The 24,811-nt window shown below is 45.0% G+C and carries 22 protein-coding genes, 1 pseudogene and 1 riboswitch; of the genes and pseudogenes, 12 read left to right on the top strand and 11 right to left on the bottom strand.

All coding sequences use genetic code 11. The features are described from left to right. The first annotated feature begins 184 nt into the window (after positions 1 to 184). From WA381_RS00115 to WA381_RS00100, 4 genes are all read left to right on the top strand, one after another. On the top strand, positions 185 to 1,345 hold the full coding sequence (locus WA381_RS00115) for an AI-2E family transporter (protein ID WP_156086911.1): 1,161 nt from the start codon (positions 185 to 187) through the stop codon (positions 1,343 to 1,345). A gap of 193 nt (positions 1,346 to 1,538) precedes the next feature. Then, on the top strand, positions 1,539 to 3,707 hold the full coding sequence (locus WA381_RS00110) for a TonB-dependent receptor (RefSeq protein ID WP_156086912.1): 2,169 nt from the start codon (positions 1,539 to 1,541) through the stop codon (positions 3,705 to 3,707). A gap of 11 nt (positions 3,708 to 3,718) precedes the next feature. Continuing rightward, positions 3,719 to 4,276 (top strand): hypothetical protein, encoded by a 558-nt coding sequence (locus WA381_RS00105; RefSeq protein WP_049588169.1) that lies wholly within the window; start codon positions 3,719 to 3,721, stop codon positions 4,274 to 4,276. A 1-nt stretch (position 4,277) separates the two neighbouring features. Next, positions 4,278 to 5,714, top strand: a complete 1,437-nt coding sequence (locus WA381_RS00100; protein WP_049588167.1) for a PepSY-associated TM helix domain-containing protein — start codon at positions 4,278 to 4,280, stop codon at positions 5,712 to 5,714. A 278-nt stretch (positions 5,715 to 5,992) separates the two neighbouring features. On the opposite strand, the gene WA381_RS00095 is transcribed toward WA381_RS00100, so the two are convergent. The 3 genes from WA381_RS00095 to WA381_RS00085 form a co-directional block, all read right to left on the bottom strand. Continuing rightward, a complete protein-coding gene (locus WA381_RS00095) occupies positions 5,993 to 7,003 on the bottom strand; it encodes a zinc-dependent alcohol dehydrogenase family protein (RefSeq protein WP_014977336.1) in 1,011 nt (336 codons plus the stop codon). Positions 7,004 to 7,154: 151 nt separating this feature from the next. Further along, positions 7,155 to 7,901, bottom strand: a complete 747-nt coding sequence (gene dsbG, locus WA381_RS00090; RefSeq protein WP_014977337.1) for a thiol:disulfide interchange protein DsbG — start codon at positions 7,899 to 7,901, stop codon at positions 7,155 to 7,157. A gap of 23 nt (positions 7,902 to 7,924) precedes the next feature. Then, complete coding sequence (locus WA381_RS00085; RefSeq protein ID WP_231506568.1) at positions 7,925 to 8,734, bottom strand: TlpA disulfide reductase family protein; 810 nt, start codon at positions 8,732 to 8,734, stop codon at positions 7,925 to 7,927. A gap of 108 nt (positions 8,735 to 8,842) precedes the next feature. Between WA381_RS00085 and WA381_RS00080 the strand changes: the two genes are divergently transcribed. Together WA381_RS00080 and WA381_RS00075 are read left to right on the top strand one after the other, a co-directional pair. Then, complete coding sequence (locus tag WA381_RS00080) at positions 8,843 to 9,508, top strand: response regulator transcription factor (protein WP_014977339.1); 666 nt, start codon at positions 8,843 to 8,845, stop codon at positions 9,506 to 9,508. 5 nt (positions 9,509 to 9,513) lie between these two features. After that, positions 9,514 to 10,833, top strand: coding sequence for a histidine kinase dimerization/phospho-acceptor domain-containing protein (locus WA381_RS00075; protein ID WP_014977340.1), 1,320 nt, complete (start codon positions 9,514 to 9,516; stop codon positions 10,831 to 10,833). A 105-nt stretch (positions 10,834 to 10,938) separates the two neighbouring features. On the opposite strand, the gene WA381_RS00070 is transcribed toward WA381_RS00075, so the two are convergent. The 3 genes from WA381_RS00070 to WA381_RS00060 all read right to left on the bottom strand — a co-directional run bounded on the left by WA381_RS00070 (position 10,939) and on the right by WA381_RS00060 (position 13,145). Next, on the bottom strand, positions 10,939 to 12,111 hold the full coding sequence (locus tag WA381_RS00070; RefSeq protein ID WP_014977341.1) for a thiolase C-terminal domain-containing protein: 1,173 nt from the start codon (positions 12,109 to 12,111) through the stop codon (positions 10,939 to 10,941). A gap of 127 nt (positions 12,112 to 12,238) precedes the next feature. Then, positions 12,239 to 12,571, bottom strand: coding sequence for a DUF1904 family protein (locus WA381_RS00065; protein ID WP_014977342.1), 333 nt, complete (start codon positions 12,569 to 12,571; stop codon positions 12,239 to 12,241). A 157-nt stretch (positions 12,572 to 12,728) separates the two neighbouring features. Further along, on the bottom strand, positions 12,729 to 13,145 hold the full coding sequence (locus WA381_RS00060) for a Dabb family protein (protein WP_014977343.1): 417 nt from the start codon (positions 13,143 to 13,145) through the stop codon (positions 12,729 to 12,731). 238 nt (positions 13,146 to 13,383) lie between these two features. Between WA381_RS00060 and WA381_RS00055 the strand changes: the two genes are divergently transcribed. The 3 genes from WA381_RS00055 to WA381_RS00045 all read left to right on the top strand — a co-directional run bounded on the left by WA381_RS00055 (position 13,384) and on the right by WA381_RS00045 (position 15,768). Then, complete coding sequence (locus WA381_RS00055; protein ID WP_014977344.1) at positions 13,384 to 13,575, top strand: hypothetical protein; 192 nt, start codon at positions 13,384 to 13,386, stop codon at positions 13,573 to 13,575. A 284-nt stretch (positions 13,576 to 13,859) separates the two neighbouring features. After that, entirely contained in the window at positions 13,860 to 14,729 is an 870-nt protein-coding gene (locus WA381_RS00050; protein WP_014977345.1) for an MIP/aquaporin family protein, read from the top strand. Positions 14,730 to 14,910: 181 nt separating this feature from the next. Further along, positions 14,911 to 15,768 carry a DMT family transporter gene (locus WA381_RS00045; RefSeq protein ID WP_156086913.1) on the top strand — a complete coding sequence of 286 codons (858 nt, stop codon included), beginning with the start codon at positions 14,911 to 14,913 and terminating at the stop codon, positions 15,766 to 15,768. Positions 15,769 to 15,786: 18 nt separating this feature from the next. Here WA381_RS00045 and WA381_RS00040 read toward each other — a convergent pair whose 3' ends face one another. Together WA381_RS00040 and WA381_RS00035 are read right to left on the bottom strand one after the other, a co-directional pair. Beyond that, positions 15,787 to 16,230, bottom strand: a complete 444-nt coding sequence (locus WA381_RS00040) for a DUF6314 family protein (protein WP_101565768.1) — start codon at positions 16,228 to 16,230, stop codon at positions 15,787 to 15,789. A 10-nt stretch (positions 16,231 to 16,240) separates the two neighbouring features. Continuing rightward, complete coding sequence (locus WA381_RS00035; RefSeq protein WP_156086914.1) at positions 16,241 to 18,127, bottom strand: TonB-dependent receptor plug domain-containing protein; 1,887 nt, start codon at positions 18,125 to 18,127, stop codon at positions 16,241 to 16,243. A 310-nt stretch (positions 18,128 to 18,437) separates the two neighbouring features. Between WA381_RS00035 and WA381_RS00030 the strand changes: the two are divergent. Next, positions 18,438 to 18,650: pseudogene (locus tag WA381_RS00030) on the top strand (TonB-dependent receptor plug domain-containing protein); the annotation flags it as partial. Positions 18,651 to 18,658: 8 nt separating this feature from the next. Here WA381_RS00030 and WA381_RS00025 read toward each other — a convergent pair. After that, positions 18,659 to 19,216, bottom strand: coding sequence for a manganese efflux pump MntP (locus tag WA381_RS00025; RefSeq protein ID WP_014950655.1), 558 nt, complete (start codon positions 19,214 to 19,216; stop codon positions 18,659 to 18,661). 52 nt (positions 19,217 to 19,268) lie between these two features. Next, a riboswitch (yybP-ykoY riboswitch) is annotated at positions 19,269 to 19,396 on the bottom strand. A gap of 351 nt (positions 19,397 to 19,747) precedes the next feature. Here WA381_RS00025 and WA381_RS00020 point away from each other — a divergent pair. Together WA381_RS00020 and WA381_RS00015 are read left to right on the top strand one after the other, a co-directional pair. Then, on the top strand, positions 19,748 to 20,305 hold the full coding sequence (locus WA381_RS00020) for a DUF1439 domain-containing protein (protein ID WP_156086915.1): 558 nt from the start codon (positions 19,748 to 19,750) through the stop codon (positions 20,303 to 20,305). 113 nt (positions 20,306 to 20,418) lie between these two features. Then, positions 20,419 to 22,122 carry a protein adenylyltransferase SelO gene (locus tag WA381_RS00015; protein WP_156086916.1) on the top strand — a complete coding sequence of 568 codons (1,704 nt, stop codon included), beginning with the start codon at positions 20,419 to 20,421 and terminating at the stop codon, positions 22,120 to 22,122. A gap of 26 nt (positions 22,123 to 22,148) precedes the next feature. On the opposite strand, the gene WA381_RS00010 is transcribed toward WA381_RS00015, so the two are convergent. Together WA381_RS00010 and WA381_RS00005 are read right to left on the bottom strand one after the other, a co-directional pair. Continuing rightward, complete coding sequence (locus tag WA381_RS00010) at positions 22,149 to 23,354, bottom strand: M24 family metallopeptidase (protein ID WP_156087369.1); 1,206 nt, start codon at positions 23,352 to 23,354, stop codon at positions 22,149 to 22,151. 188 nt (positions 23,355 to 23,542) lie between these two features. After that, positions 23,543 to 24,661 carry an adenosylhomocysteinase gene (locus WA381_RS00005; RefSeq protein WP_156086917.1) on the bottom strand — a complete coding sequence of 373 codons (1,119 nt, stop codon included), beginning with the start codon at positions 24,659 to 24,661 and terminating at the stop codon, positions 23,543 to 23,545. Positions 24,662 to 24,811 lie beyond the last annotated feature (150 nt).

Raw genomic sequence — 24,811 nt, 5'->3', positions numbered from 1 at the left:
TCAAATAATGTAGAAAAAATTATACTAAAGTAGAAGTCACTATTTAGCTAACGATTTACGTTAAGCAGTACAAAGCGACTTCTCTAGCGGTGCGGTAAGTGAACTTAAATGATTAAATTTTCGTAACACTTACGCTGTTACAAGTAAAAGCTTTACCAAGATCACTTTCTACCAAGGCTAAGACATGGACAACGCTGGCTCGAATCAAGATAAAGGGAACGGGAAGTACGCTGGGAAGTTCCCCAAAATAGCCCAACAAACCAGACTGCTAAATATTCTTGTGATTTTTGCTGTCATTTATACGTTGTACCTTGCCAAATCTTTACTTGTTCCTCTTTTCTTTTCCGCCTTTGTTGCTCTGCTTTTGAGCCCTCTTGTTGCATTCGCACGCAAGTTATTCATACCTCGCACACTGTCAGCAGGAGCCCTGATTGTCTTGCTGGTCGCGCCGTTTACATTTTTAGGTATAGAGCTTGCTGAGCCGGCAGAACGCTGGATGCAATCTCTCCCCAAAATTGCTGCCGAGATATCCAAAGAAATTGAAGAGATAAGCAGCAACATCGACGCTTATGCAACGCCTCCAGCTGAACCCGTTGAAAAAGAACGTTCATTCTTTAGCTGGTTTGGTGACGATGAAAAGTCACCTGAACTTTCTCCATCACAAGACAATACAAACTCTGTGACGGACAAAATTAAACAAAGCGGAATAGATATTGGGCTCACACTCTTCAGTAACGCGCCATTTTTACTGGCACAGGTGCTCGCCTGTATCGTTTTAATTTTCTTCTTGTTGGTTTTTGGCCCCAACCTATTCAATGTTTTTGTAAGAGACTTCCCCATTGTTACCAACAAGCGACGAACGCTGGTATTGGTCGATCAAATTCAACGGGAGCTGTCTTCGTATATCGTCACCATCAGCATCATAAACTCTTGCTTAGGGTTAGCTACAGCAGGCGTGTTTTACTATTTAGGAATAGACGATGCGTTACTTTGGGGAGCGCTGGTTGCGCTGATGAACTTTGTCCCTTACTTGGGTGGTGTGGCGAGCTGCGTGGTATTGCTGGTAGTTGGGCTTGTGCAGTTTGGGCTTACCAGCAGTGCATTTCTGCCTGCGGGTCTGTTTTTAGTATTGAATATTATTGAATCACAACTCATCACGCCTGCGGTGCTAGGAAGAAGTATGCAGCTTAACCCGTTAATAATCATAATTTGGATAGCAATAACGGGTTGGCTATGGGGTGTGGTAGGCGTTTTACTTGCCGTGCCTATTCTAATGTGTTTTAAGATCATACTTGAGAATCTGGGCGTATTTGATCACTGGATAAGACTTCTCGAGTCAAAATAATTTCACTCTCTTCGCCCCATCAACCACGTTGCATGGATAGCAGCGTGTACGGACTTTTACCTAAAATCTAGGCACAAAGCACGATAGTCCTCTTCAAATAAAAGACGAAATGCATATTTTAAAGGAACATATCCTGCCTTTTTAAAATGAAAATAGTTATCATATTCGTTGTCTTTTGATTTTTGGAGCTCCCATGAATTTGCTTAAAAGTGCCTTGGCCGTGATGATCGGCCTGTCGTGTGCAGGCGCGCCTGTATATGCACAAACAGAAAAAAATAATAATGATGACATTGAGCATATTACTGTTGATGCATCTCAGGTTGAATTACGAGATAGCTTTGCAGGAGGCCAAGTATCTCGCGGTGGTCGTGCGGGTATTTTAGGTAATCTCGACATGATGGACTCTCCATTTGCAAGCACCAACTTTACCGCAGACATCATAAGGGAACAGCAAGCAAGAAGTATCGCCGATGTGTTGCAAAACGATCCGGTGGTTCGTGTGGCAAAAGGCTTCGGTAATTTTCAAGAGCTATACGTAATGCGCGGGTTTCCCGTTTATTCTGACGATATGACTTACAACGGATTGTACGGTGTTTTACCTCGCCAATATGTTGCTGCAGAGTTGTCAGAACGCGTTGAGGTTTTCCGTGGTGCCAGTGCATTTCTAAACGGCGCAGCACCGGGAGGAAGCGGCTTAGGTGGTTCGGTAAATATAGTACCTAAGCGCGCGGGCGATGACCCATTAAACCGTGTAACACTTGGATACGAGTCTCAAGGACATTGGTATGGCGCAGCAGATGTAAGCCGCAGATTTGGCGACGACAGCCAAAGTACCGGCGTAAGAGCTAATTTTGTACAACGAGGCGGCGAAACAAGCATCGATAACCAAGATCGTGAATTGAGCGTTGCTGCTATCGGCATTGATCACGATAGCGATAACTTCCGTCTTTCTTTGGATTTGGGCTACCAAGACCATCAGGTTGACTCACCACGCCCTGCAGTCACGCCAGGCAGTACAATTCCAGAAGCGCCTGACAGCGACACCAATTTTGCCCAAGAGTGGACTTACACTAACGAGCGTCAATTTTTCGGTGCGGTTCGAGGAGAATACGATTTTACCGACAACATCACTGCATGGGCGGCGTATGGTTTCAGATCGGGTGAAGAAGATAATGTGTTTGCTAACCCTAGACAGGCAGAAGCAAATGGCGACTTTTCCGCTTACCGTTTTGATAACGTTAGAAATGATGAAATTCGCTCAGGTGAAGTGGGTCTCAATATCGAATTCAAAACCGCAAGCGTGGGACACACGATCATTACGTCTGCATCAACGTTTTTTCTAGAATCTGAAAATGCCTATGCGTTTTCAGATTTTAGCGGCTTTGCTGGAAATATTTATAACCCGGTAACGGCAACCGTGCCCGATGCTGACTTCTTTATTGGTGGCGACCTTAGCAACCCACTAATCACAGAAAAAACAGACCTTTCTAGTTTTGCTCTTGCAGACATGATTTCGTTTAACGATGGAAAAATTCTCTTAACCCTTGGTGGCCGTGTTCAAAACATTGAAACCCGCACCTTTGATTACAATACAGGTGATGAGTTGTCAGGGTACGACGAATCTCAATTCACGCCGGTTGTGGGCATTGTTTATAAATCGTCAGAACAGGTGTCTTATTACGCCAACTATATCGAGGGGCTGCTTCCTGGTGAGGTAGCGCCTGCATCAAGCGGTGGTGAACCAATTGAAAACGCGGGTGAAGCTTTTGACCCATACAGCGCCGAGCAAATAGAAGTAGGTGTGAAATATGATGCTGGCCAATACGGTGGTTCATTGAGTGTTTTCAACACCTCAAAGCAAAGCTCAATTATTAAAGACAATGTTTTCAGTACCGATGGTGAACAGCAAAACCAAGGGCTTGAGTTAAGCGTATTTGGCATGCCAACTTCAAATTTACGTGTTTTGGGCGGATTCACTTGGCTCGATGCGGAAATGACGAAAACTCAAGACGGTACACTAGATGGCAAAACGGCCATTGGTGTTCCTGATTTACAAGCTAACATTAATATTGAGTGGGATGTTGATGCCCTTCCAGGGCTTACTGTCGATGCACGTGCGGCCTATACATCGAAACAATATGCCAGTGCCGATAATAGCCTTGAAGTCGATGCATCCAATCGTTTCGATTTAGGCGTTCGTTACAGCTTCTTTGCAGGAATGACCGACATCACACTTCGCGCTCGTGTAGATAACGTCTTTGACAATAATTACTGGGCGTCGGTAGGAGGCTTCCCTGGCTCAAACTACCTTGTATTAAGTGAACCTCGGACATTCAGACTGTCTGCTTCATTCAATTTTTAACGGATTAAGTTATGCTGCTGTCAATCGCTGCCTTTTTAGGCAGCGCATTGGCGATAGGTTTGTTTTACCGCGCTTGGCAAAGCACACAGATCGCCTTTAAACGTATATCTAAACTCTCGGCATTGTTGTTAATGCTGGCGAGTTTAAGCCTTTGGGTTACAGAGTACGGCCCTGAATTAGGTACCTGTTACGCAGTGGTCGCTTTCTCGTTACAAGCATGGAGTTGGATTTATCTCGCCCGACAACGAATAAGTAAAGATGTAAAACGCGTCAATTTACCGTTCGCATCTGGATTGACTACCCCGTCTACCTCTATTGCTTTTAACGCCCTTGTAAAACTACTTGGCAGTGTGTTTTTAAGTGCTATTTGCGCCATGTTAGTTACTGTAGTGTGGACAACAGCACTTAGCATGAGCAAAGTGAATCAGATTGCACTTGGAATTTACACCATGCCTCTTTTATGGGGATGTGGCGCATACTGGCTGTGTGCAGACAGTAAACTATGGCGCCCGGTTGGGGTGTTGAGTGTACTTAGCGCGTTAAGTTACTTCTACTTGTATAGTATATAAAATGAGTATTTCTATTTCTCCCAGCGCAAATAAAAGCGCCTTAAAAAGTCACGCTTGGTTAGGACTAGCCGTTAGTGTATTGATGTATTGGGTGTGCTTTTCAGGCACTTTATCTGTTTTCTCTCAAGAACTTCTGCGGTGGGAACAACCCCATATTGCAGATAATCTAGATTACACCCCTGGCAGCATTCAAAATGCTTATGAACGCTTTCTCACAATGAAAGAGGGTCAAACACAGGGAAACATTGTCATTCGCTTGCCTACGCACGATTTGCCACGCGCACGCATTAGTGCAGACGGTGAGTATTGGAATATTTCTCCAACCGGCGAATTAAGTGAACCATCCACAACACCTATTACTGATTTAATCGTTGATTTACACACCGCTCTTCATTTGCCAGAAGACATCGGAATGATGGCCGTCAGTGTATTGGGTGCTATTTTGAGTGCATTGATTATCTCTGGCATTGTTGCTCACAGACGTATTTTTAAAGATGCCTTTCGCTTGCGAACAGGTAACAACGAGCAACTTACACAAGGCGACTTACACAATAGAATGAGCGTGTGGGGCTTGCCTTTTCACTTGATGATTGCACTAACCGGCGTTTATTTTGGTTTAGCATCGTTTTTAACGTCCATTTATGCCGATACCTTATATGAAGGAAACAAGCTTGATCTGTTTGCCGACATTTATGGTTCATCAATTCAGCTTGAACATCAGCCAGCCATTGCGAATATAGAAAAAGCGCTGACCGACATAATGAAAATGGAGCCCAATACCCAGCCCATTTTTGTTACTTTGGAAAACGCGACCAAAGACAATCAGTATATTTTGCTCGGCTCTCAGCACTTGGATAAGCTCATTTATTCAGAACAATACCGCTTTGATGCCAGTGGACAATACATCGATAAAGTCGGTTATTCAGATGGTGATGCTGGCCAACAAGCGATATTTTCTGTATATCGCATACACTTCGGCCACTTTGGTCCAGAAGCAATGAAGATATTCTTCGGATTAATGGGGTTCGCGTTAACCATTATCTCTGTTACCGGCATAAATTTGTGGCTGGCAAAACGCGCTAAGCAAGATGCCTTAAACCAGCTTTGGCTGGGTTTCGTGTGGGGCACGCCTATCGCATTTATTTGGGCTGCATTGTTAGAGTTAACGCTGGCGCTGCCCACAAAACCTGTTTTCTGGGTAACATTGACAGCTATTCTTATCGCTTCACTAATGCAAAAAGTGCTTATGAAAACTCACTTGGTGCTGTTGAATTGTCTCGCCGCCTTGTTAGTTGTATTGGCCATTACTCACTTTGCTGTTCACTACCCTAGTTCGTTAGTCATGAACTCGCTCATTATAGACAGCGCGTTTATCGTTTTTGCCCTGTGCGTATGGCGCTACCTATATTCTAGGTTGAAGAAAGGCTGGAACATTTAGCTCAACCAGATGAAGGTTAAGTTTGAGTAAAAATTAGCATTTTTACATAGTCTAAGTCTGAGCATAATTGATATTAAAAAGCCTTCCGTGTGGAAGGCTTTTTGCTTTTGAAGTCTGTTGCGAAACACCGCTGGCACACTTAATCCATCATCATCATTTAATTCAAGTGGCTCCCTAACTGCCAATGATCCAGCTTTGACAAAGAAGTCTTGTTATCAATGCATCACTTGATTTGCAAACCATTAACTTTGATAGCGTCACAAACAATGCCAGAACTCTTAGATATCAATACAAATCTTGCCGAAGTGTTTGCCATTAACCTCATATTCAAACGCTTTAGCGAGTTCATCGAGTGAAAAACTTGTATCAATTACAGGCTTTATTCCGCTCGCCTCTAGGGCATTTACGAAGTCATTTTGATGCTCCCTGCTCCCAACAATAATCCCTTTAAGATTGATCTGCTTTGCCATCAGCGCTGCTGTTGGAACATCTCCTTTCACGCCGGTCAATACGCCAATAAGGACAATATTTCCATTCACACGACACGCATTGATTGACTGTGCTAAGGTAGCAGGCCCTCCCACTTCCACAACGTGGTCTACACCTTTCTCTCCGCTCCACGCGTTAACCGCACTCCCCCACTCGGGTTCTGCTTTATAGTTCACGATGAAATCAGCGCCAAGGGCTTTAGCCTTTTCAAGCTTTTCATCCGAGGAGGAAGTGATAGCAACGTATGCCCCCATCGCTTTGGCTATTTGAAGTGCGTATATTGAGACACCGCCAGTACCTAGCAACAGCACCTTGTCGCCAGCTTTAAGCTTACCCTCAACAACTAATGCTCTCCACGCTGTTAACCCTGCCGTTGTAATTGTGGCGGCCTCTGCATGGCTCCATCCTTGTGGAGCTTTAGTAAACCATGTGGCTGGTCGAACGACATATTCTGTTGCGTATCCGTCAAGGCCATCACCAGGCGTTCGACTGAAATCGCTACACCTAGGTTCACCGTTCAGCCAATCCGGAAAAAATGTCGACACAACATGATCGCCCTCCTCGAACTCATCAACGTCCTCACCAACTTGAGTAATGATGCCAGAGCAATCAGACAGGGGTACACGATTCTGCGCCGTAGGAATAGTGCCATTAGCAACACTAAGGTCATGGTAATTCAATGAACTCGCATGAACACGTACTTTAATTTCTTTACTTCCAACTGTTTGAGGCTCGTCAACGTCTGTCGTCTTTAATCTTTTAAGCCCTTCATCATGGGTTCCAATAACAACTTTTCTCATGTACGGATATCTCTTTAATTTTGATTAGTAATATACGTAAACGATTCAAATGAGATTACTGAAGGTTTTTATCTGAGATAAATAGTAAATGTAGCTCCTGACTTAAGGGAACATTTTGTACTCATTGTTAATTCCGTCTCTCCCTTTATCTTTAATTGTCTAGCACTGTTTCTAATTGAGCTGTGGTCGGAAGCCCCATTTGTAATTTCACAGCACCAGACTCATCCCTAAAATAAATGGCAGGCGTAGCGGAAAGGCTCAGTCGTCGCATAAGCCTGTGGTTGTCATCAAGCTCCTTTTTCACCTCTGGTGTCGGGTTATTCAAAGGCTTAAGCAGCGCTAATTGACCAGCTTCATGGTTGTGAAGAATCTCACTAGGGTTTTCTGCGCTAAGAATGGCTGCAGATTTTCCATAACTATCAGCCTTCAATATACCGACCAGGATATGCCGAATTTGAACATTACCGGCGTCAACCCACGGTCGGGCCTGCTGCCAAAACTTTTGACAATAAGGGCAGTTCGGATCGGTAAAGGCATAGACAACTCTACTAGCATTAGGGTTACCATCTAAAACCCAACTCGACTCACTCAACTGCTGCCATATTTTTTCGCTTTGCGCACCGTTTATGTAGTTATTTAATTCGTTAGCTCCAACATCTTGTCCGTTTGCGTCGAACATTTTTCCAGCCAACATATACTGACCATCTTCCGTGACATAAACCGTGATTGCATTACCTTTGAAGTCAATGACATAGCCTGTCATTTGGGATGGCGCATCAAAGCGACTTATCACCTCTCCGCCTTGCTTTTCAACGATGCTGAGAGGCTTTGGAAGCTCACTATCAGTGGCGAATGATGAGCTAGAGAAAGCTAACATCCAAGAGACTACTTTTAGCATTCTTATTCCTTGAGGTACTTAATTTACTTGAGAAGAGGACGGAGGTAATGCTGAAGGCTAGCCTCAGACAGCTCCCCCATGTGGCGGTCAACTAACTCGCCTTTTGCATTGAAAAATAACGTAGTTGGCAGGCCATATGCGCCAAAGCTTTTTGAGATATTGCCTGCAAAATCAAAGTAAGTATTTTCAAGGTCAACACCTTGGCTCATTAAGAAGCGTTCTGCTTTCGTGGGCGCTTCGCTTTGATTGATAAAAATAAATTTTACGTCTGACTGCGTTTGTTGTGCCCGCGCTAAAACGGGCATTTCGCGGCGACACGGAGGGCACCATGAAGCCCAAAAGTTGATGACGACAGGTTTACCGATATTTAGCTCTAGTGATTGATACTCGCCACTTGAAGTCTGAGCATTGATATTTAGCGGACTAGGAGAGGTATTATATAAGGTTTGAATTACAACTAGTGGAAACAACGCAGCCGCGGTGATAGCCCCAGATTTAAGATAAAACGACATAAGCTGACGATGCTTTTTTGCTCTAACCAAAAGAACCGTTAGGCCCGCAAACCATCCAGAATAGCTATTGAAACCACCATCTCTAATATTGAGTACGGAAAGCCAGTCTTTTTGATAAATCTCCCACAAATCTATGACGAAGATTAAACGTGCCACAACTAGCCCTGCTGCGATAGACCAGAATATAGTGTCAGTAACTTCGTTCTTCTGCTTACTGGCTCTTGCCAAATAGCCGACAAGGCTCCAGAAAATAATTACACCCGCAATAATTAATGCGGTGCTGGTCATCATAGCGAAAGGGCCTAAATTGATCGTATTCACGTTAAATGCACTTAGTAAGTTTGAGCTGGTAAACTAATTACCAAAGATTAATTTAATATTAATGTTCACCCATTAGCTTCTACGCATCAAACCGCTTTGTGAAAAACTATGAATATTCTTCTCGTTGAAGACGACCTCGTTATTGCAGACGCAGTATGTGTTTACCTTCAAAGCAAACTCATGCAAGTCACCCACGCCGTCACGTTAAGTGAGGCTAAGCACTATGTATCAATCAACCAGTTTGACGTGTGCTTGTTAGATATCGCACTACCCGATGGAAGCGGACTGGAATTGTTATCGTTAGTCAGGAAGAAAAAGCTGCCAATGGCAATCATTCTTTTAACGGCAAGAGATGCCATTGAAGATAAGGTGACGGGGCTCAACAAAGGCGCAGATGACTACGTGACAAAGCCTTTTGACTTTGAAGAGTTAATTGCGAGAATTTACAGCGTAACGAGAAGACAAGATCAGCATTTACACGAGATATTGAAGTTTGAAGAGCTTACGTTTGATGCTAAAGCCAAACGCGTAGAAGTGCGCGGCGAACAGTTATCCTTATCTGCATGTGAACTGAAACTTCTGTATTTATTCTTATCAAACCCAGGCAGAATTTTAAGTGAAGCACAGCTTAAAGACTACTTATATGGCGTCAACGATGATGTGAATAGCAACGCCTTAAACGTGCATTTGTTTAATCTTAGAAAAAAAGTAGGTAAACATATCATTATCACGGAACGTGGTCTGGGCTACCGCCTCGCTCATCAGCAGGAATAAGAAACATGAGTCTTCGACTAAAGCTCATCGCAATTATTGCTCCTGTATTTTTTGTCTTGTGGCTAACAGCCAGTTATTTCTCTATTACCCAGCTGAAAAGCGAGATAAACCAAGCCATGGATAGCCGCCTTGCCTCCACAGCAAGAATGATGAATAACCTTATGCTGTCCGACCAAAATTCAGTGGGCAACTTGGGGCTTTCCCCAAACGGTACGTTCAACGATGCGGGCACCTTAAAAGGCCTTGCCTGTAAGATAAGCGCGTTAAATGGTGAAATTATTGCTAATAGCCACCCTCAAGAGCTAACACTACCTGATACGCTACCATCGGGACTTGATACCGTTATTGTTGAAAACATCGAGTGGCGGGTATTTTCTTTAAAAACAGAAAAGCACACCATTTCTATCGCTGAAAAGCTTTCTGAGCGACATGCAATATTTGTCCAGATGGTAATCGTCAGCGCCCTTCCAACACTCATTTCCCTCGTGGTTTCGCTGCTTGTGATCTGGTTTGCCTTAGGAAGAGAGTTGAGGCCGCTTCAGCGACTAAAAGACGCCATCACCAATCGCTCACCAAACGATTTAAATCCAATTCGGTTAAGGCATAACCTGCAAGAAATTACTCCCCTAATTGATAGCCAGAATCAGTTGTTCACCAAGCTTGAAAACGCTATTGAAAGGGAAAAAGCGTTTACCGATAACGCTGCTCATGAATTAAGAACACCTTTGACGGGCATTATTAGTCAACTACAGGTAGCAAAAGTCACGCAAGGAGAAACGCAACAGCGTGCCATTGAGAAGAGTTTATTTAGTGCACGTCGCTTGCAAAGCTTATTAGAAAACTTGCTGTTGCTGGCAAGAGTAGACAAAGCGCCAATTGAGCAGCATGTGCAACCGTGGGAACTGTCTAAAGAACTTAGCAACCTGCTGACAGAGTTAGGCTGTGAAAACAACGACATTCAGGTTCATACCAATGTTTCAAAACGACTATCACACATCCCCGTATTCGCATTCACTATTGTCATGAAAAATCTAATAGATAACGCCCGTCAACATGGTGTTAAAGGAATGCCGATTTCAATAGTCATTGAAGAAGACGACAACGAGTTTGTTATTCGCGTTTCCAATCATGCAACGCTTAATACTGAAACGCTAGCGTACATGACAAGACGATTTTGGCGTGAAAGTCATTCACAAGGAAACGGGCTTGGATTAGCGATTGTGAACGCACTGGTAGAAGCGCTGAATGGAACATTTAACGTCAATTACGAAGGTGACCAGCTACACGTAATGATCACCTTCCCAACTTCGCCAAATACCGAGTAAGGCACACCGAATCTGTGATTGAGCGAAAGCTTCTTTTTAGCTCAACGAGCCCGTCTAGCCCAAACACGGTTCGGCTACATTTTGCTGCTGGGCATGTATTGTAAGCTAGTCGGCGCCAAGGATAGTCACTACCGCCGCGCCCCCCAGACCTATGTTATGCGCCAGAGCAAGCTTTGCATTTTCTACCTGTCTCTGCCCTGCTCTGTTAGTTAAATGCCACGATAGTTCAACACACTGCGCTATACCCGTCGCCCCGATGGGATGGCCTTTTGACATCAAACCACCTGACGGTCCAACAACGTATTTACCACCATAGGTATTGTCTCGGTCAATGACGAGCTTTTCAGCTTCACCTTCAAGGCACAACCCAAGTGCTTCATAAGTGATAATCTCATTCGTTGTGAAGCAATCGTGCAGCTCTATTACATCTATATCGTTTGGAGAGACCGCTGCAGCCTCGTATGCCTTGTGAGATGCTATTTTTGTCATCTCACTCCCCACCGCTGAAATGGGGTCACGCCAAGAATCAATAGTGTCCGTAGCCATTCCTTGTCCAAGAATAGACACCGCATTTGTTATGCCGTGTTTCTTGGTAAATGTTTCACTACACAACACAACTGCTGCAGCGCCACAGGTAGGTGGACAAGCCATTGTTCGCGTTAAATAGCTATCGAAAATCACCTTGTCTGTTAGCACTTCTTGCACGCTAAGTGGAGAAGTAAACAAAGAAAAAGGGTTGTTGATAGCGTGCTGTCGAGACTTAACCGAAACTTCAGCAAAAAGGTTTGGGCTTACACCGAATTTTTCCATGTAGTGCTTGCCAGCTGAACCGAACGCTCTCAACGCGATAGGAGCTGGAGGCACATCAAACTCATCATAAACAGGCGTGAAACGGTCAAACGGACTTTCTCTGTCCTGCCAATGACTGCCCAAAGCTCCCGGCTGCATCTCCTCAAAACCAAAAGCTACAGCGCAGTCGACCTCTCCGGAAAGAATTGCTTGTCGGGCAAGATAAATAGCACTGGCTCCACTTGCACAATTATTATTTACATTGACAACTGGCACGCCAAGCTGTGCCACGTCGTAAAAAGCGTGTTGGCCACAGGTGCTGTCACCATAGATATAAGATGCGAAAACTTGCTGAATATGCTTTTTATCAATATCTGCATCTTTAAGGGCTGATTCCACGGCATTCGAAGCCATAATGCGATAGGGTAACTGGCTACCTGGCTTAACAAACTTCGTCATGCCGGCACCTATAATTTTAACGTTGTTCATGTCTGTCTCTGTCAATATTTGTCTCGGGCGACACTGATAATAAGACTTGAACAATTTAAAGCGTATTATTTCGTTCAACCTGCTACCAGAGGCCTTTGCTCAACACGTTAAGTATTGAGCACACGCCCTAAAAGTGCTCGCGATTCTCGTAATAATCTTTGCCGTTTAGGTCTTCAAAAAGTACGGTAATGTCCGTATGTTTTCCTACGAACGGACGAAGCGCTTCATCGATAAGGTTAGCTACCGCAGTTTTGGAATCTTGCCCGCGATCAAACCACAACACTTCTATGAAAGGATAGCCTGATGAGGCTCCACCAGCCGCAACAAACTGACTCGCAATATGCTCTACCGTGAAGTGATCGTTGGGGGTATCAGTGAGCTTCGCAAACTGCTCAACAATATCCACTGCGACTTTCTCTAATACAGTTTGCTGAATACCTCTTGCGCGTATATGTGGCATTTTCTTGGTCCTTCTTAAAGCGCTCAAATTGTTGTTTATCATGTCTTTACTGACATCATATCACGCATTTTAAATCGCGAAACTAAGGGCTTGTTTCAGCACGCTTAAAGACTCCGTATAACATCGACAGATATATTATTTTGGGAATTACGGATAGTTAAACCGATATGGAATCGCGTACCACTACCTCGCGCCATAAGTGAGCGCAGTCTTCTATGAATTTTTTATGGATAGGATGAAGCTGATACTCATCTTGTGCTTCAACGCTTTCAAAAAACATAAGCTCAGAGACGTCAAAGGAATTATCGATAACATCCCGCTTGAGTGTATTCGCAGGCACGCCAATGTGGAGCGAGTGAACCTGTGGAATGGCGCGCAACGATTGTAAACCGTCAATAAGCTTTTGCTTATCTTCTGTCGACGCTGGGTCTTTTAGCCAGAAGTAAACCATGTGAAGGATAGGTGGTAACTCAGCGCTAGCACGGGGGTTTGCCTGTGCAGAAGCCGGCAATGCAGATAGTGAAGCTAGCGCTCCTGCGGTTGCTAAAAATTGTCTTCTTTTTGTATCTGTCATTGCCTTCATCCTTTTTTTATAACGGGTAAAAAAACTGAATTTCTACAATGACACTGGACGCGCATTGAAGCAATAAGAATCCGTTGATGAGTCATCTGTCACCTAACATTGCGCAGCGACATAAATTGCCATCTATTAACAAGGTTTTTGAACGCAATAATTCGCATCTTGGCAAGCAACTTGAAAGACATTTAAAAGAAACGAAATTTAAACACGTAAACAACGAGATTTTGACGCTATGCGCTTACCTACTAAACAGCTTATTAATAAGATCGAGCACTTATCTAACGGCCTAACGCCAGAACAACTGTCGAGTTTCCTAGATATTATTGATGCCATGACGGCATTAGTTGAAGAGGCGGGTGAGTTAAAAGGTGATTGCGACGCCAAAAGCAACAATGGTAATTCGGAGATATCTATACTCCACTAAGAAGTGTATTTATACGCCCCTACCTTTACGCAATAACATATACAAAAAGCCACTAATATTCGATTTTGATCATTTGCAGTTCGTTTATGTTCGTTTTATGATGATTTTCTCTTAATTGTACATTGGAAGCAGTTTAGATAAACGACTTACGACAAATGAGTTATTTAGCGTAATGATATAATCGCGCTCATTAGAAGCGGTATTCGCCTACATTTGCTAGCACGTAACTTTGTCCTCTTTTTTCTACTCATGCACTGTACGGGTTATAATAAAAAGGAAATCATATGTTACCTCTCTCGGAACCAACACTTGTCCGGCAGTGTATTGCTGAATTTGTAGGCACAGGCATTCTAGTATTCTTCGGCGTTGGCGCAGTGGCAGCATTGGTATTAACAGGTGCTTCCTTCGGCCAGTGGGAAATGAGTATTCTTTGGGGCGTGGGCGTGTCCATTGCCATCTATTGTACTGCTGGCGTTTCGGGTGCCCACATCAACCCCGCGGTGACCATAGCACTCGCAATGTTCCACGGTTTTGAAAAACACAAAGTCGCGCCCTACATAGCGTCCCAGTTTTTGGGAGCATTTTGTTCTGCAGCTCTTATCTACAGCCTATATTATCAACTTTTTGTTGACTATGAACTTGCGCACAACCTATCAAGAGAAAGCATAGGGGCACTCGCTACTGCGGGCATTTTCGCAACGTATCCTCACGAAGCACTTTCATTCTGGGGTGCCTTCAGTGTTGAATTCGTTATCACAGCAGTTTTAATGTTCGCAATATTGGCGTTAGGGGACGAAAAAAACGGCGCTCCGCGAGGAGCTATGAATCCACTCCTCGTGGGTCTTCTAATCGCCGTTATCGGCGCTTCTTTAGGGCCATTGACCGGATTTGCTATGAATCCCGCAAGGGATTTTGGACCGCGACTCTTTACCTATTTCGCAGGATGGGAGTATTCACTTTCCGGTGCAAAGGATATCCCGTACTTCATTATTCCTATTTTTGCACCAATATTTGGCGCTTGCTTTGGTGCGTGGCTGTATCCAACATTAATAGGCCATTCTCTTTCTCAAGAAAGTCATGGCTGCACTATTCCTAACGATTGCGAAGCTCCCGTGATAAGAAATACGTCTGAAACACGTATTGAGAGGGGCTAGGTTTATGTTAACAGGGTGAAGGTATGGCAGAAGAAAAGGTAATGAGAACACCGTTGGAATAATAAACTCCGGGCATCCTTCTATTCACTAAAATTATCGGCAATGAAGAAGCTAACTGTTGATATAAAAGCGGCGATGGCCTATTTTACGCCGCGGTTGAACTTACAAAGAAGCATAGCGTGTGTTTTATTTAGTAGCAGTTACTGTCCTGTGGGCATTTTCCTTTTCGCTCATAGGCGAGTTTTTGGCTGGCTCAGTAGACAGTTATTTTGCTGTTTTGACACGCATTGTGCTCGCCACACTGGTCTTCCTTCCTTTCCTTAGGCCGGCATTATTGAACCTTAAACAAAAGGTGATTCTGGCCAGTTTAGGTGCTGTGCAATTAGGGCTGATGTACATCTTCTTCTATCACGCATTTTTGTTTTTAAGCGTGCCAGAAGTGTTGCTTTTCACCATTTTTACGCCGCTTTATGTCGCCATTTTGAACGACGCCCTGTTTAAGCGGTTTACCCCGTTTTATTTATTGTGCGCACTTATTGCCACCGCAGGTGCAGCCATAATTCGCTTTGATGGCGTGACTGATAACTACTGGTTTGGTTTTGCCATTGTTCAGGGTGCTAATCTTTCCTTTGCACTAGGACAAGTGGGTTATAAAAAGCTGACCTCGACTTTTACAGCTCAAGTACCCTATCACAACGTATTCGCGTGGTTTTATTTAGGCGCGTTAGTTGTAGCCTTGCCCGCATTTTTCCTATTCGGCAACCCAAGTCAACTACCGAAAAATACCGAGCAGTGGGGAGTGCTACTGTGGTTGGGTATTGTGGCGTCGGGGCTTGGATATTACTTTTGGAACCAAGGCGCGCTTAAAGTATCTGGAGGTACATTAGCCATAATGAATAACGCACTTATTCCAGCGGGGCTTGTGGTTAATTTACTGCTTTGGCAAAAAGACACCGACTTTTCTCGCCTGCTTCTTGGCGGTACCATCATTGCTATTGCACTTTGGATGTCCCATCAACACGCCAAGAAGCAGATTTAAGCCTCAAAAAGGCCAAAGCTACGCAGGACTATACTCACTCACCATGGTGTAGTCTTTGCGTGGCCCATTGACCTGCCACGTAGAGCGCCACACAGGCCACGCTGTGAAGTCATAGCGCACCACGTAATTATCATCGCCGCACAAGTGCTCTGCGTTTGGGTTGGTCGCACTGAAAGAATGAAAATAACGTTCATCGTCGAACAACACTTCAAATAAACCAGTTTGAGGCTGCTGCCAGAAATACCGACGTTCTGCGGGCATTACGCTTTCGTTAGGCGCAGTTACTTCGCCTTTTTCGTAATACGCCAAGCCGCTTTTTTCTTTTTGTACGCTGCCTTCCAGCCAGCTAAATTCAGCCTCGCCAGAAAAGGTAAATACATCACCATTTCGCTGGATGATTTTGCGCGTTAGCGTCCATCGTCCAGCAAAATCGTCCAAGGTATGAGGATAATTAACTGTCATTGCGCCGCCCTTACCAAAAATAGGTAACAGTGGCAGAATATTGGTCGCCGCGCCCCGGCGTTCCTGGGATTTCTTCAAAGCGCTCATCCCACAAGTTATCGACTGCCAATACCAGGCTTAACCCTTCAACCTGAGCAGGTGAATATGTGAAAGTGACATGTGAGAAAAACGCAGAGTCACCGCCGTTTCTAAGCGCATTGGTTTCTTGTTTCCGCCACTCGTTGTCAATGCGCACTTCAACCGTATCGGTTGCAAACCACACCAACCCAAGGGTGGCGCGATGCGGCGGATAGTTAAGCGCGTAAAAGCTCGCGTCTACCTCATCAATTCGATAGTCTTCAGACTTATCTAAATAGGTGTAGCTGGCCACCACATCTGCGCTCTCAAAGCGTTTAATGGCAATCACCTCAACACCTAAGGTTTCGATATCAACCGGGTTTGCACTGCGAGCTGACGTAGCGTCGAAGCTATACGTCCAATCTGTCAGCTCGTTATCCCAGCGATAGAATACGGCGGTATCAACTTTGAAAGAGGATTTATCAAATGATGCCCCAAACTCTAGGTTTTTGCTGACTTCTCGCTGTAACTGGTTGTTACTTCTAAACAGACCGCTTGTGGTACTGCCGCCTACAGCAGTGTAGCCAGCCACCTGCGTCGCCTCTGCATACGAAAGATAGAGTGTACGCGAGGCATTGCTCCCTGCTTGGGTAAGCCAGCTAATATCGCCCACAAAAGACAGTCGGTCATCGTCGCGATTTGTATCGTCAAACGCCCCACCTAAACGAACGGTAAGCGATTCATTGCTGTTCAACTGAGTTCGATACTCGGGCACTACGCTTATTTTGTAGTAGTCGCGAGAGGTGAAATTGTTCTCTAGCGTGGTTGAGGTGATGTCGTCTGCAGTAAGCTGTGCTGCGTAGTTAATACCAAATTCTTGCGAAACATTATGAGTACCGGAAAACGCCAATGACTTAACTTTGGTTTCGTGAAACGCCTGAAACGCTTCAGGATTTTCACGTGAGAATACGTAATGGTCGTCATTCTCTCTGTAGTAAGCAGAAACCTCAAAGGTATTTTTCATGCTCTCTTCGCCGTAGCGCTGTTTGTGATTTAGCATGACCAAACGGGTTTGAATGTCTTCTGTCTCGTTTACATTAAAAGGCGTGTACAAGTTAGGCCAGCCAAAAAACTTTTGCTGAAAGCCATAAAACACGTCGGTTTGTGAGTCATTACTTGCCAGCTGAATACGCCCTGACGCGCGTTCGAAATTATGATCGCCATTAGCAATAGTGCCATCACTTTCAGAGCGAGAATACTCTCCTTCAACGCCAACAGACCAACCGGGTAAATCACTAAGCGCGTGCTTTACTGCACCGTGTACACGCTGCAAATTGAAGTTGTTATTACCTATTCCCACTGACACACTGCCTGCTGTTTGGATGGGACGCCAGCCGTAAGACACCGTACCTACAGAGCTATTTACGCCGTAAAGCGCGTTATCGACGCCCGTGAAAATACTCGGCTTCGTCAACATTTCTGGCGCAATCGGAATTTCAGCGAAATAGTGCCCCGTTTGCGGGTCGATCAGCGTTGCGCTTCCTATGCGAAAACCCGTGTTTTCGAATATACCGCCGCGAATAGTCACGTCAGCCTGCGCTTCTGCCATGTTCCTTGATTGCAAATCGACTCGCGGATCGTATTCTAAGTTAGATATAGGTGAATTAAACGTCCCTACCGGCTTGTTGTTCGCCGTCGCCGCCCCTTCAATCGTAATTTTTTCTACGCCTTTTTCGTTGCTGTCCACGCCAGAGTTAGCGTTTGATGAATCAACACTTTCAGCGGCCATGGCGGCAAAAGGTAAAGTACAAAAGAGCAAAGATAGGGTTGTGTGACGCATTCAGTGTCCTAGTTAAAAATTTAGGTTCAGCCTGCAGGCAAGAGTAATAAAAACGCGAAGTGTATAGCATTAGTAGACCGAGGAAAACGCTGCGCAGGTGAGTTTAGACCAGTAAGTTTATTTTTACTCACAGCTCTGCACATTTCCATTTATCAATATAAACAGCCTGTATGTATCTGTAGCAGCCCGCAATAATCATCAATCTCACCTTATTGTTTGCTTACCTTCCTTGCTAAAAGAAACGAGATAACATAACGTTCATGACCTCTGCAAAACCTGCCAAAGACACGTAATACCTTGCTTATGCTTGATCTTAAAAGAAGGGATCTCGCGCTTCATCGATGCACTAGATTTTGCGCCCACCATTGTTAGACAAAACAACTCTGGCGGCATGTTCGATAGCTTTGCGATCCGAGGTTTTTCTGGCGATGAAAATAACCCATCGGGTTATCTAATAAACGGTTTCAACGTGCGTGGCTATAGCGGTAATAGAAGCACGGTTAACGTTCAAACCACAAAGATCAACACGCTCTAGAGTGTGTGACTCACAAAGATCCAAGTACCAACCGAAACAAGCACAATGCCACCAAATGTCTCTGCTCGCTTACCTATCAATGTTCCCATAACACTGCCCAACATAATGCCAATAGTTACCATAGAAAAAGTGGCTATCCCAATTAACGTCGCAGCAATAGCAATGTTCACGTCAATTAGCGCGAGACTTGCACCCACTGCCATTGCGTCGATGCTTGTGCCTAACGCAGTAATACACAACAAAATAAAGGATTGTTTTTGAGACGTCGACTCTTCTTCGGCAGGTTTCAGGCTCTCGAGTACCATATGAATACCTAAACCAGAAAGAATTATTAGCGCAATCCAATGATCCCATGCTTCAACGTATGAAGACGCCGCGCGACCAATGAACCAGCCTATAAATGGAGTTGTTGCCTCTATAAGTCCGAACAAAAGGCCAATTTTGAGGGCAAAACTTAAACGAGGGCGATTGATTTTGACACCTTTGCCTATCGCGGCGGCAAACGCATCTGTTGACATAGCAAAGGCTAGCAAGATAAGAGCGAAGATACTCATAGTTTTAGAACTCCGGTCAGGCTAATTGAGTCCACGACAAATCCGCACGCCTGACCTTTACGCGTGGACTTATCGATGGTCTCGCCAACCAAGAGGTGTTTGTACCATGGTAATGTGACCAATTATGTTGATACAAACTTTTCCATTCGAAACGGAAACAGGCTACTCCCCAACCGAGGGGCCTACGGTAATACAGCCGCTATAAACTAATCAAGTTGATTGCGACAAACTGTCCAACTTGAGATATAAATGACGCCATGTTCACGCTCTTTCGATTGCACATATTCCAACAGTGGTCATACACACAATTTTATTAAGTGTCGGCAACCAAGTATTTTTTTCCAGCGTTACGCTTTGCGCCTCTCTCCTACTCATGGACTCCCTGAATAAGCCGTTGTCTTAGCGAATTAACGATTTCATTGTTCATCCCTTTCCTCTGCCCGTACAATAGAGGCACTTCTTTGTTGCAGCGCCAGTATTTCCGGCTCGCACGGTGTAATTCGACAACTCATTGCTAAAAGAGACTTTTTTATGAGAATTCTACTTTCCATTGCCTTCGCTACCATTCTTGCAGGCTGCGCTACTCTCTCTCAACTGGCAGTTTACACTGTATCTAATGCCGAGTTAGAACAAGTGCTTGATAGCCAAGTGAGTAAGTTGCAGAAGCAAACGTCACTTGCTGGTATTCCTCTTTATTTAGACGTGGAAGATATGACAGCAACCATAGGCCCAGATGGCAGAGACGTGGTTCAGCTAGGCGCTATTGCCACTGCGCGTATTAGTGCATTTGGGTTGAACTACCCTGCAAAAGTAAGTCTTGCTTTGGAAGGCACGCCTTATTACGACAGTGAAGAAAAAGCGATTTTTGTGCGCTCATTGTCTCTACTTGATAGCACAATTGATGCTGGCGGCTTTAAGGGTAATTTAGCCCCTGTAAGTGGCGAATTCATGCAGCTCATCAATGGCTATTTAGCCAATAACCCTGTTTATCGCCTAGATCCTGCGAACAAAGCGGTAAGCATGCTTTCAACGGTACCTTTACAGCTAACTGTAGAGCAAGGCCAGCTTGCACTTCGACCTAAACAATAATCATTGAAAAAACGTATGAAGTGTCGAGATTGTTAATGGTTAAAGGTGCAAAAGTAACCTGAGCCTCGATGCTCGCAAACAGATTTTCCCATTCAGTGAAATAGGCAGGCATAGTGACAGAACGTATCAAAACACTAGATGAATTCGCAAAGCACGTAGATTACTCTTTGCTGAATACCCTTACCCCAGACCCGCAGTCGACGTGCGATGGTGACGACCATGACCCGCGCCAAGTGTTCTCAGGTCACTATGTGCCAGTTACTCCGACCCCATTAAATGCACCGACGTACGTTGCTCATAGCGAAACGCTGTTTGCCGAATTAGGCTTAGACGATAGCTTGGCAACATCTAAAGATTTCACCCAGCTGTTCTCAGGGGACATGTCGGATGTACCTGCTCCAATGACCCCCTTCGGCTGGGCAACCGGCTACGCACTTTCTATTTACGGTACGGAGTACACACAGCAGTGCCCGTTTAGAACAGGTAACGGCTACGGCGACGGCAGAGCAATTTCTATCGTTGAAGCAGTATTAAACGGCAAGCGTTGGGAAATGCAGTTAAAAGGTGCGGGTCGCACGCCTTATTGTCGCGGCGCAGACGGGCGCGCCGTATTGCGCTCAAGCGTGCGCGAATTTTTAGTGCAAGAACACATGCATGCGCTTGGCATTCCGACCTCACGTTCGCTGAGCTTGTTTATGTCTGAATCAGACACGGTAGACAGGCCGTGGTATCGCGAAGGGTCTCATTCCTATGAACCTGAAGTGATGGTAGAAAATATAACTGCTATTTCTACCCGCGTGGCGCCCTCCTTTTTGCGCGTAGGCCAAATAGAGCTTTTTGCTAGGCGAGCTCGCTGTAACGAACACAGCGAAGCGTTAAACGAACTAGAAGCCATTGTTAAGCACCTTATTGAGCGAGAGTACTCAAGTGAAATTGACACAACCACGTTGTTTGAAGAGCAAGTGGTAACGCTGGCTGCACTATTTCGAGACCGGCTAACGCGTCTTGTTTCTGGTTGGGTTCGCGTCGGTTATTGCCAGGGCAATTTTAATAGCGATAACTGCGCCGCAGGAGGCTTTACGCTGGATTATGGACCATTCGGCTTTTGTGAATTTTTTGAAGCAGACTACCAACCTTGGACAGGCGGCGGACGTCACTTCTCGTTTTTAAACCAGCCCATTGCTGCGCAAAAGAACTTTGATATGTTCTGTCGCTCACTGATGCCGTTACTTGAAGGCAACAGTGAACAGCTCTCAAAGCTTAACGAGATCAACGACGGTTTTTCTGGCGTGATGGAACGCGCCATGGAGAGTATGTGGGCAACAAAGCTTGGCATTGCCAGCTACAACCACGACTTGCTGATTAAGCTGCTGCAATTAATGCTGCGCACAGGCGTGGACTACAATCTGTTTTTCCGAGAGCTATCGTCAATGCCTGAAGATATGGCGAGTTTGACGAAAAGCTTTTACTACCCGCCTAAAGCAGAGGTCATGACAGAATGGGAAGCATGGCTACAAACATGGCGTGAGCGCATTGAAAAGGACGCCGAAACACAAGGTGATGTTACAAACGCTATTGCTGCTACCGTAGAGAATATGCGCAAAGCAAACCCTAAATTCACATGGCGCGAATGGTTAATTGTGCCTGCCTATAAAGCCGCAGAGAAAGGTGACTTTACGCCAATTCACGAACTTCAGAAGATACTTACTGCGCCTTATGATGAGCAATCAAAAGAGGTAGAGAATAAGTACTACCAGCTGCGCCCACTTGAATTTTTCAGTGCTGGCGGAGTCGCGCACTACAGCTGCTCTTCGTAACAAAGAGCAGCTTCATTCTAGTTTACTTACAAAGAGTCAATCGATTCGCTAGGCTCAGTAAACCACACCGGGCCATCTTCGGTCATATAAAAGTGATCTTCTAAGCGAATACCGAACTCGTTTGGTACTACGATCATAGGTTCGTTACTAAAACACATGCCAGATGCTAGCGGGTGAGGATTGTCTTTTACCAAATACGGCCATTCGTGAATATCCATGCCTATGCCGTGCCCGGTTCGATGGGGCAAACCTGGTAAGTTATAGTCTGGTCCTAAGCCATCTTTAGCTAAGCTGTCTCGCGCGGCTTTATCCACATCGCCACAGGGAACACCAACTTTTGCAGCGTTAAATGCGGCAAGCTGCGCGCGCTTTTCGCTTTCCCATAATGCTCGTTGCTTATCGGTTGGCTCACCAAAACAATAGGTTCTCGTGATATCAGAGAGGTAGCCGTGCACCTTACAGCCAGTATCAATCAATACTAAGTCGTTCTTCTTTAGTACTTGAGGGTCTTTAACGCCGTGGGGAAACGAGGTGGCTTTTCCAAAAAGTACAATGCAAAAATAGTTACCAGCGGCCCCCACTTTCTTATGTGCATCGTTAATAAATGCTTCAACTTCTGTCGTGGTAATGCCTTCATAAAGCATACTGGCAGTCGCTTTGTGCACAGCTAGGGTCATGTCCATAGCGCGTTGAATAAGCGTGAGTTCACTTTCAGATTTGTGCATGCGACAGTGTGCTGTTACCTCTGCACCATTGATAATTTGCCCAGATTGGCCAAGCATCTTGTTCAAACCATCTACGATAAAAAACTGGGTCGACTCATCCACACCCAGTTTATCGCCTCCAGCGGTGTTTAGTTTATCTAGCATAGCTATGACAAGCGCATATGGGCTCTCGTGCTCTTGCCATCCAATTATGTCGCCTTCCACTAATTTACGTTCGTTTAAAGAGTCGATTTCAAAGGTAGGAGCTAGATATACAAGGTCACCTTTTGCAGGTAAAAGCGCACCGACTAAACGCTCACTGGCGTACCACTGCATACCTGTAAAATACGCTAAGTTAGTACCAGCGTTTAAGTAAAGCGCACCAATGCCATTTTCCTGCATATAATGCTGCGCTTTGGCAATTCGGGCTTTGTATTCAGAGAGCTCTATGGGGCGCAAATCGCCTGTCATGTTGACAAGGCTATCTAAAGCCTGCTGTGGTGTTTTTGTACCTATTATTTTACCCATTTTTTTCGTCCCTACACTGGCGCAAGGCTGATTGTCTATTTGAATGGTCATCAGCCCGCCTTAACTATGAATTTATTAAAACGGGCTCACTGTACAACATTCAATAGGAATGTCGAGATAAGCAGAGGTGGCTAGACCTTTTGTACTGCGTACCTAAAGATAAACACTCTCTTATGATTTGCAGCGCTTTAAAGCGCACTTTTCCACGCAGCCTCTGGTAACAAGTACAAGCCTTTTTCGCTTTTTGCACCTTCATTCACGATATAGCCGATGCCCGCAGCCATGACGGCCAAGGTTACGTCGAAAGCATTAATGCTGTCACCATAGCCCGCAGTTAAGTTAAACATAGAGCCATCGGCTAGAAGATACAGTGTTTTATCGCCTAGTTTATAAGCATTTACATAGGGCATTGGCTCACTGTGAGTAGCGTTGTTTTTAAGGTAAGGCACATCAATTTCTTGGGCTACATGGCCTACGTTTAAAATAAACGTTCCGTCTTTCATGTTGTCTAGATGACTCGAATTCACCACGCCATACGCACCAGTTGCTGTGGCAATAACATCAGCCTGGCTAGCCGCTCCATTTAAATCAACCACTGGCCAGCCGTCGTATTTCGCCTGAAGCGCTCTTGCTGGGTCAAGTTCTGCTACTTGAACCTGTGCCCCGAACGCTTTAGCCGAGGCGGCAACGCCCTGCCCAACCAAGCCATAACCAATAACAACCACTACTTTTTCGTGCAGGGTTAGATGAGTGGTTTGGAAGAAGGTTTGCCATGCGCTTAAGCCCACCATGTGCCTGTTGTGAAGCCCTTCTTTTACTGGCAAATCATCCCAGTTAAAAATTGGGTAGTTTGGCGCCATACCATTTAAACGGTTAATGCCAGAGCCCGTTGCTTCTAAGCCCGATACAATACTCGGTACTGGTTTACTTGCTTTTATATTTTCGTGAAGTCGAGTTGTCAGATCAGCGCCCATTTCACACAAATGGGTAGGCTGCCACGCCAGCGCTTTATCGAATGACTCAGACCAGTCAGCCTCGCTCATATCACGCCATGCATGGGCCGTTGCGCCTTTATCAACAAGATAAGACACCACGTCATCTTGCACTGTAGTGGGGTTACACGTGGTAAGAAAAATGTCGCATCCTCGTGAAAGTAGCCCTTCAACCAAAGGCGCCATTTTCAAATCTAAATGCATGTTGCAAGCAAGTTTAACGTTCGACAGATCGGGAAGTGATGCAATGGCATTACGAGTGCGCGGCATATGAAGGCTAGCCCACGCCAACTCTGCTTGAAAATCTTGGTACATGAAAAGGATACTCTGAGAAAATGAAAAGCAGAATCATACGTGAGAATGCTGTATTTATAAATCAGCTAGGGCCTGTATATGGTCTCCCCCGTTATTGCAAGAGTAAACATGCTGTTTTGACTAAAATGGTTTGCGTCCGTATATCCGGCT

This window comes from Alteromonas sp. CH_MED4-4 (genome assembly GCF_037029575.1).
Classification (GTDB): Bacteria; Pseudomonadota; Gammaproteobacteria; order Enterobacterales; family Alteromonadaceae; genus Alteromonas; species Alteromonas macleodii.
The sequence above is the reverse complement of the archived record's forward strand: the minus strand, read 5'-3'. Positions and strand labels throughout refer to the sequence as shown.

Bases quoted from the DNA above. Each gene is read 5' to 3' on its own strand.
- WA381_RS00115 (WP_156086911.1), top strand. From the start codon at position 185: ATGGACAACGCTGGCTCGAATCAAGATAAAGGGAACGGGAAGTACGCT.
- WA381_RS00110 (WP_156086912.1), top strand. From the start codon at position 1,539: ATGAATTTGCTTAAAAGTGCCTTGGCCGTGATGATCGGCCTGTCGTGT.
- WA381_RS00105 (WP_049588169.1), top strand. From the start codon at position 3,719: ATGCTGCTGTCAATCGCTGCCTTTTTAGGCAGCGCATTGGCGATAGGT.
- WA381_RS00100 (WP_049588167.1), top strand. From the start codon at position 4,278: ATGAGTATTTCTATTTCTCCCAGCGCAAATAAAAGCGCCTTAAAAAGT.
- WA381_RS00095 (WP_014977336.1), bottom strand. From the start codon at position 7,003: ATGAGAAAAGTTGTTATTGGAACCCATGATGAAGGGCTTAAAAGATTA.
- dsbG (WP_014977337.1), bottom strand. From the start codon at position 7,901: ATGCTAAAAGTAGTCTCTTGGATGTTAGCTTTCTCTAGCTCATCATTC.
- WA381_RS00080 (WP_014977339.1), top strand. From the start codon at position 8,843: ATGAATATTCTTCTCGTTGAAGACGACCTCGTTATTGCAGACGCAGTA.
- WA381_RS00075 (WP_014977340.1), top strand. From the start codon at position 9,514: ATGAGTCTTCGACTAAAGCTCATCGCAATTATTGCTCCTGTATTTTTT.
- WA381_RS00070 (WP_014977341.1), bottom strand. From the start codon at position 12,111: ATGAACAACGTTAAAATTATAGGTGCCGGCATGACGAAGTTTGTTAAG.
- WA381_RS00065 (WP_014977342.1), bottom strand. From the start codon at position 12,571: ATGCCACATATACGCGCAAGAGGTATTCAGCAAACTGTATTAGAGAAA.
- WA381_RS00060 (WP_014977343.1), bottom strand. From the start codon at position 13,145: ATGACAGATACAAAAAGAAGACAATTTTTAGCAACCGCAGGAGCGCTA.
- WA381_RS00055 (WP_014977344.1), top strand. From the start codon at position 13,384: ATGCGCTTACCTACTAAACAGCTTATTAATAAGATCGAGCACTTATCT.
- WA381_RS00050 (WP_014977345.1), top strand. From the start codon at position 13,860: ATGTTACCTCTCTCGGAACCAACACTTGTCCGGCAGTGTATTGCTGAA.
- WA381_RS00040 (WP_101565768.1), bottom strand. From the start codon at position 16,230: ATGACAGTTAATTATCCTCATACCTTGGACGATTTTGCTGGACGATGG.
- WA381_RS00035 (WP_156086914.1), bottom strand. From the start codon at position 18,127: ATGCGTCACACAACCCTATCTTTGCTCTTTTGTACTTTACCTTTTGCC.
- WA381_RS00025 (WP_014950655.1), bottom strand. From the start codon at position 19,216: ATGAGTATCTTCGCTCTTATCTTGCTAGCCTTTGCTATGTCAACAGAT.
- WA381_RS00020 (WP_156086915.1), top strand. From the start codon at position 19,748: ATGAGAATTCTACTTTCCATTGCCTTCGCTACCATTCTTGCAGGCTGC.
- WA381_RS00010 (WP_156087369.1), bottom strand. From the start codon at position 23,354: ATGGGTAAAATAATAGGTACAAAAACACCACAGCAGGCTTTAGATAGC.
- WA381_RS00005 (WP_156086917.1), bottom strand. From the start codon at position 24,661: ATGTACCAAGATTTTCAAGCAGAGTTGGCGTGGGCTAGCCTTCATATG.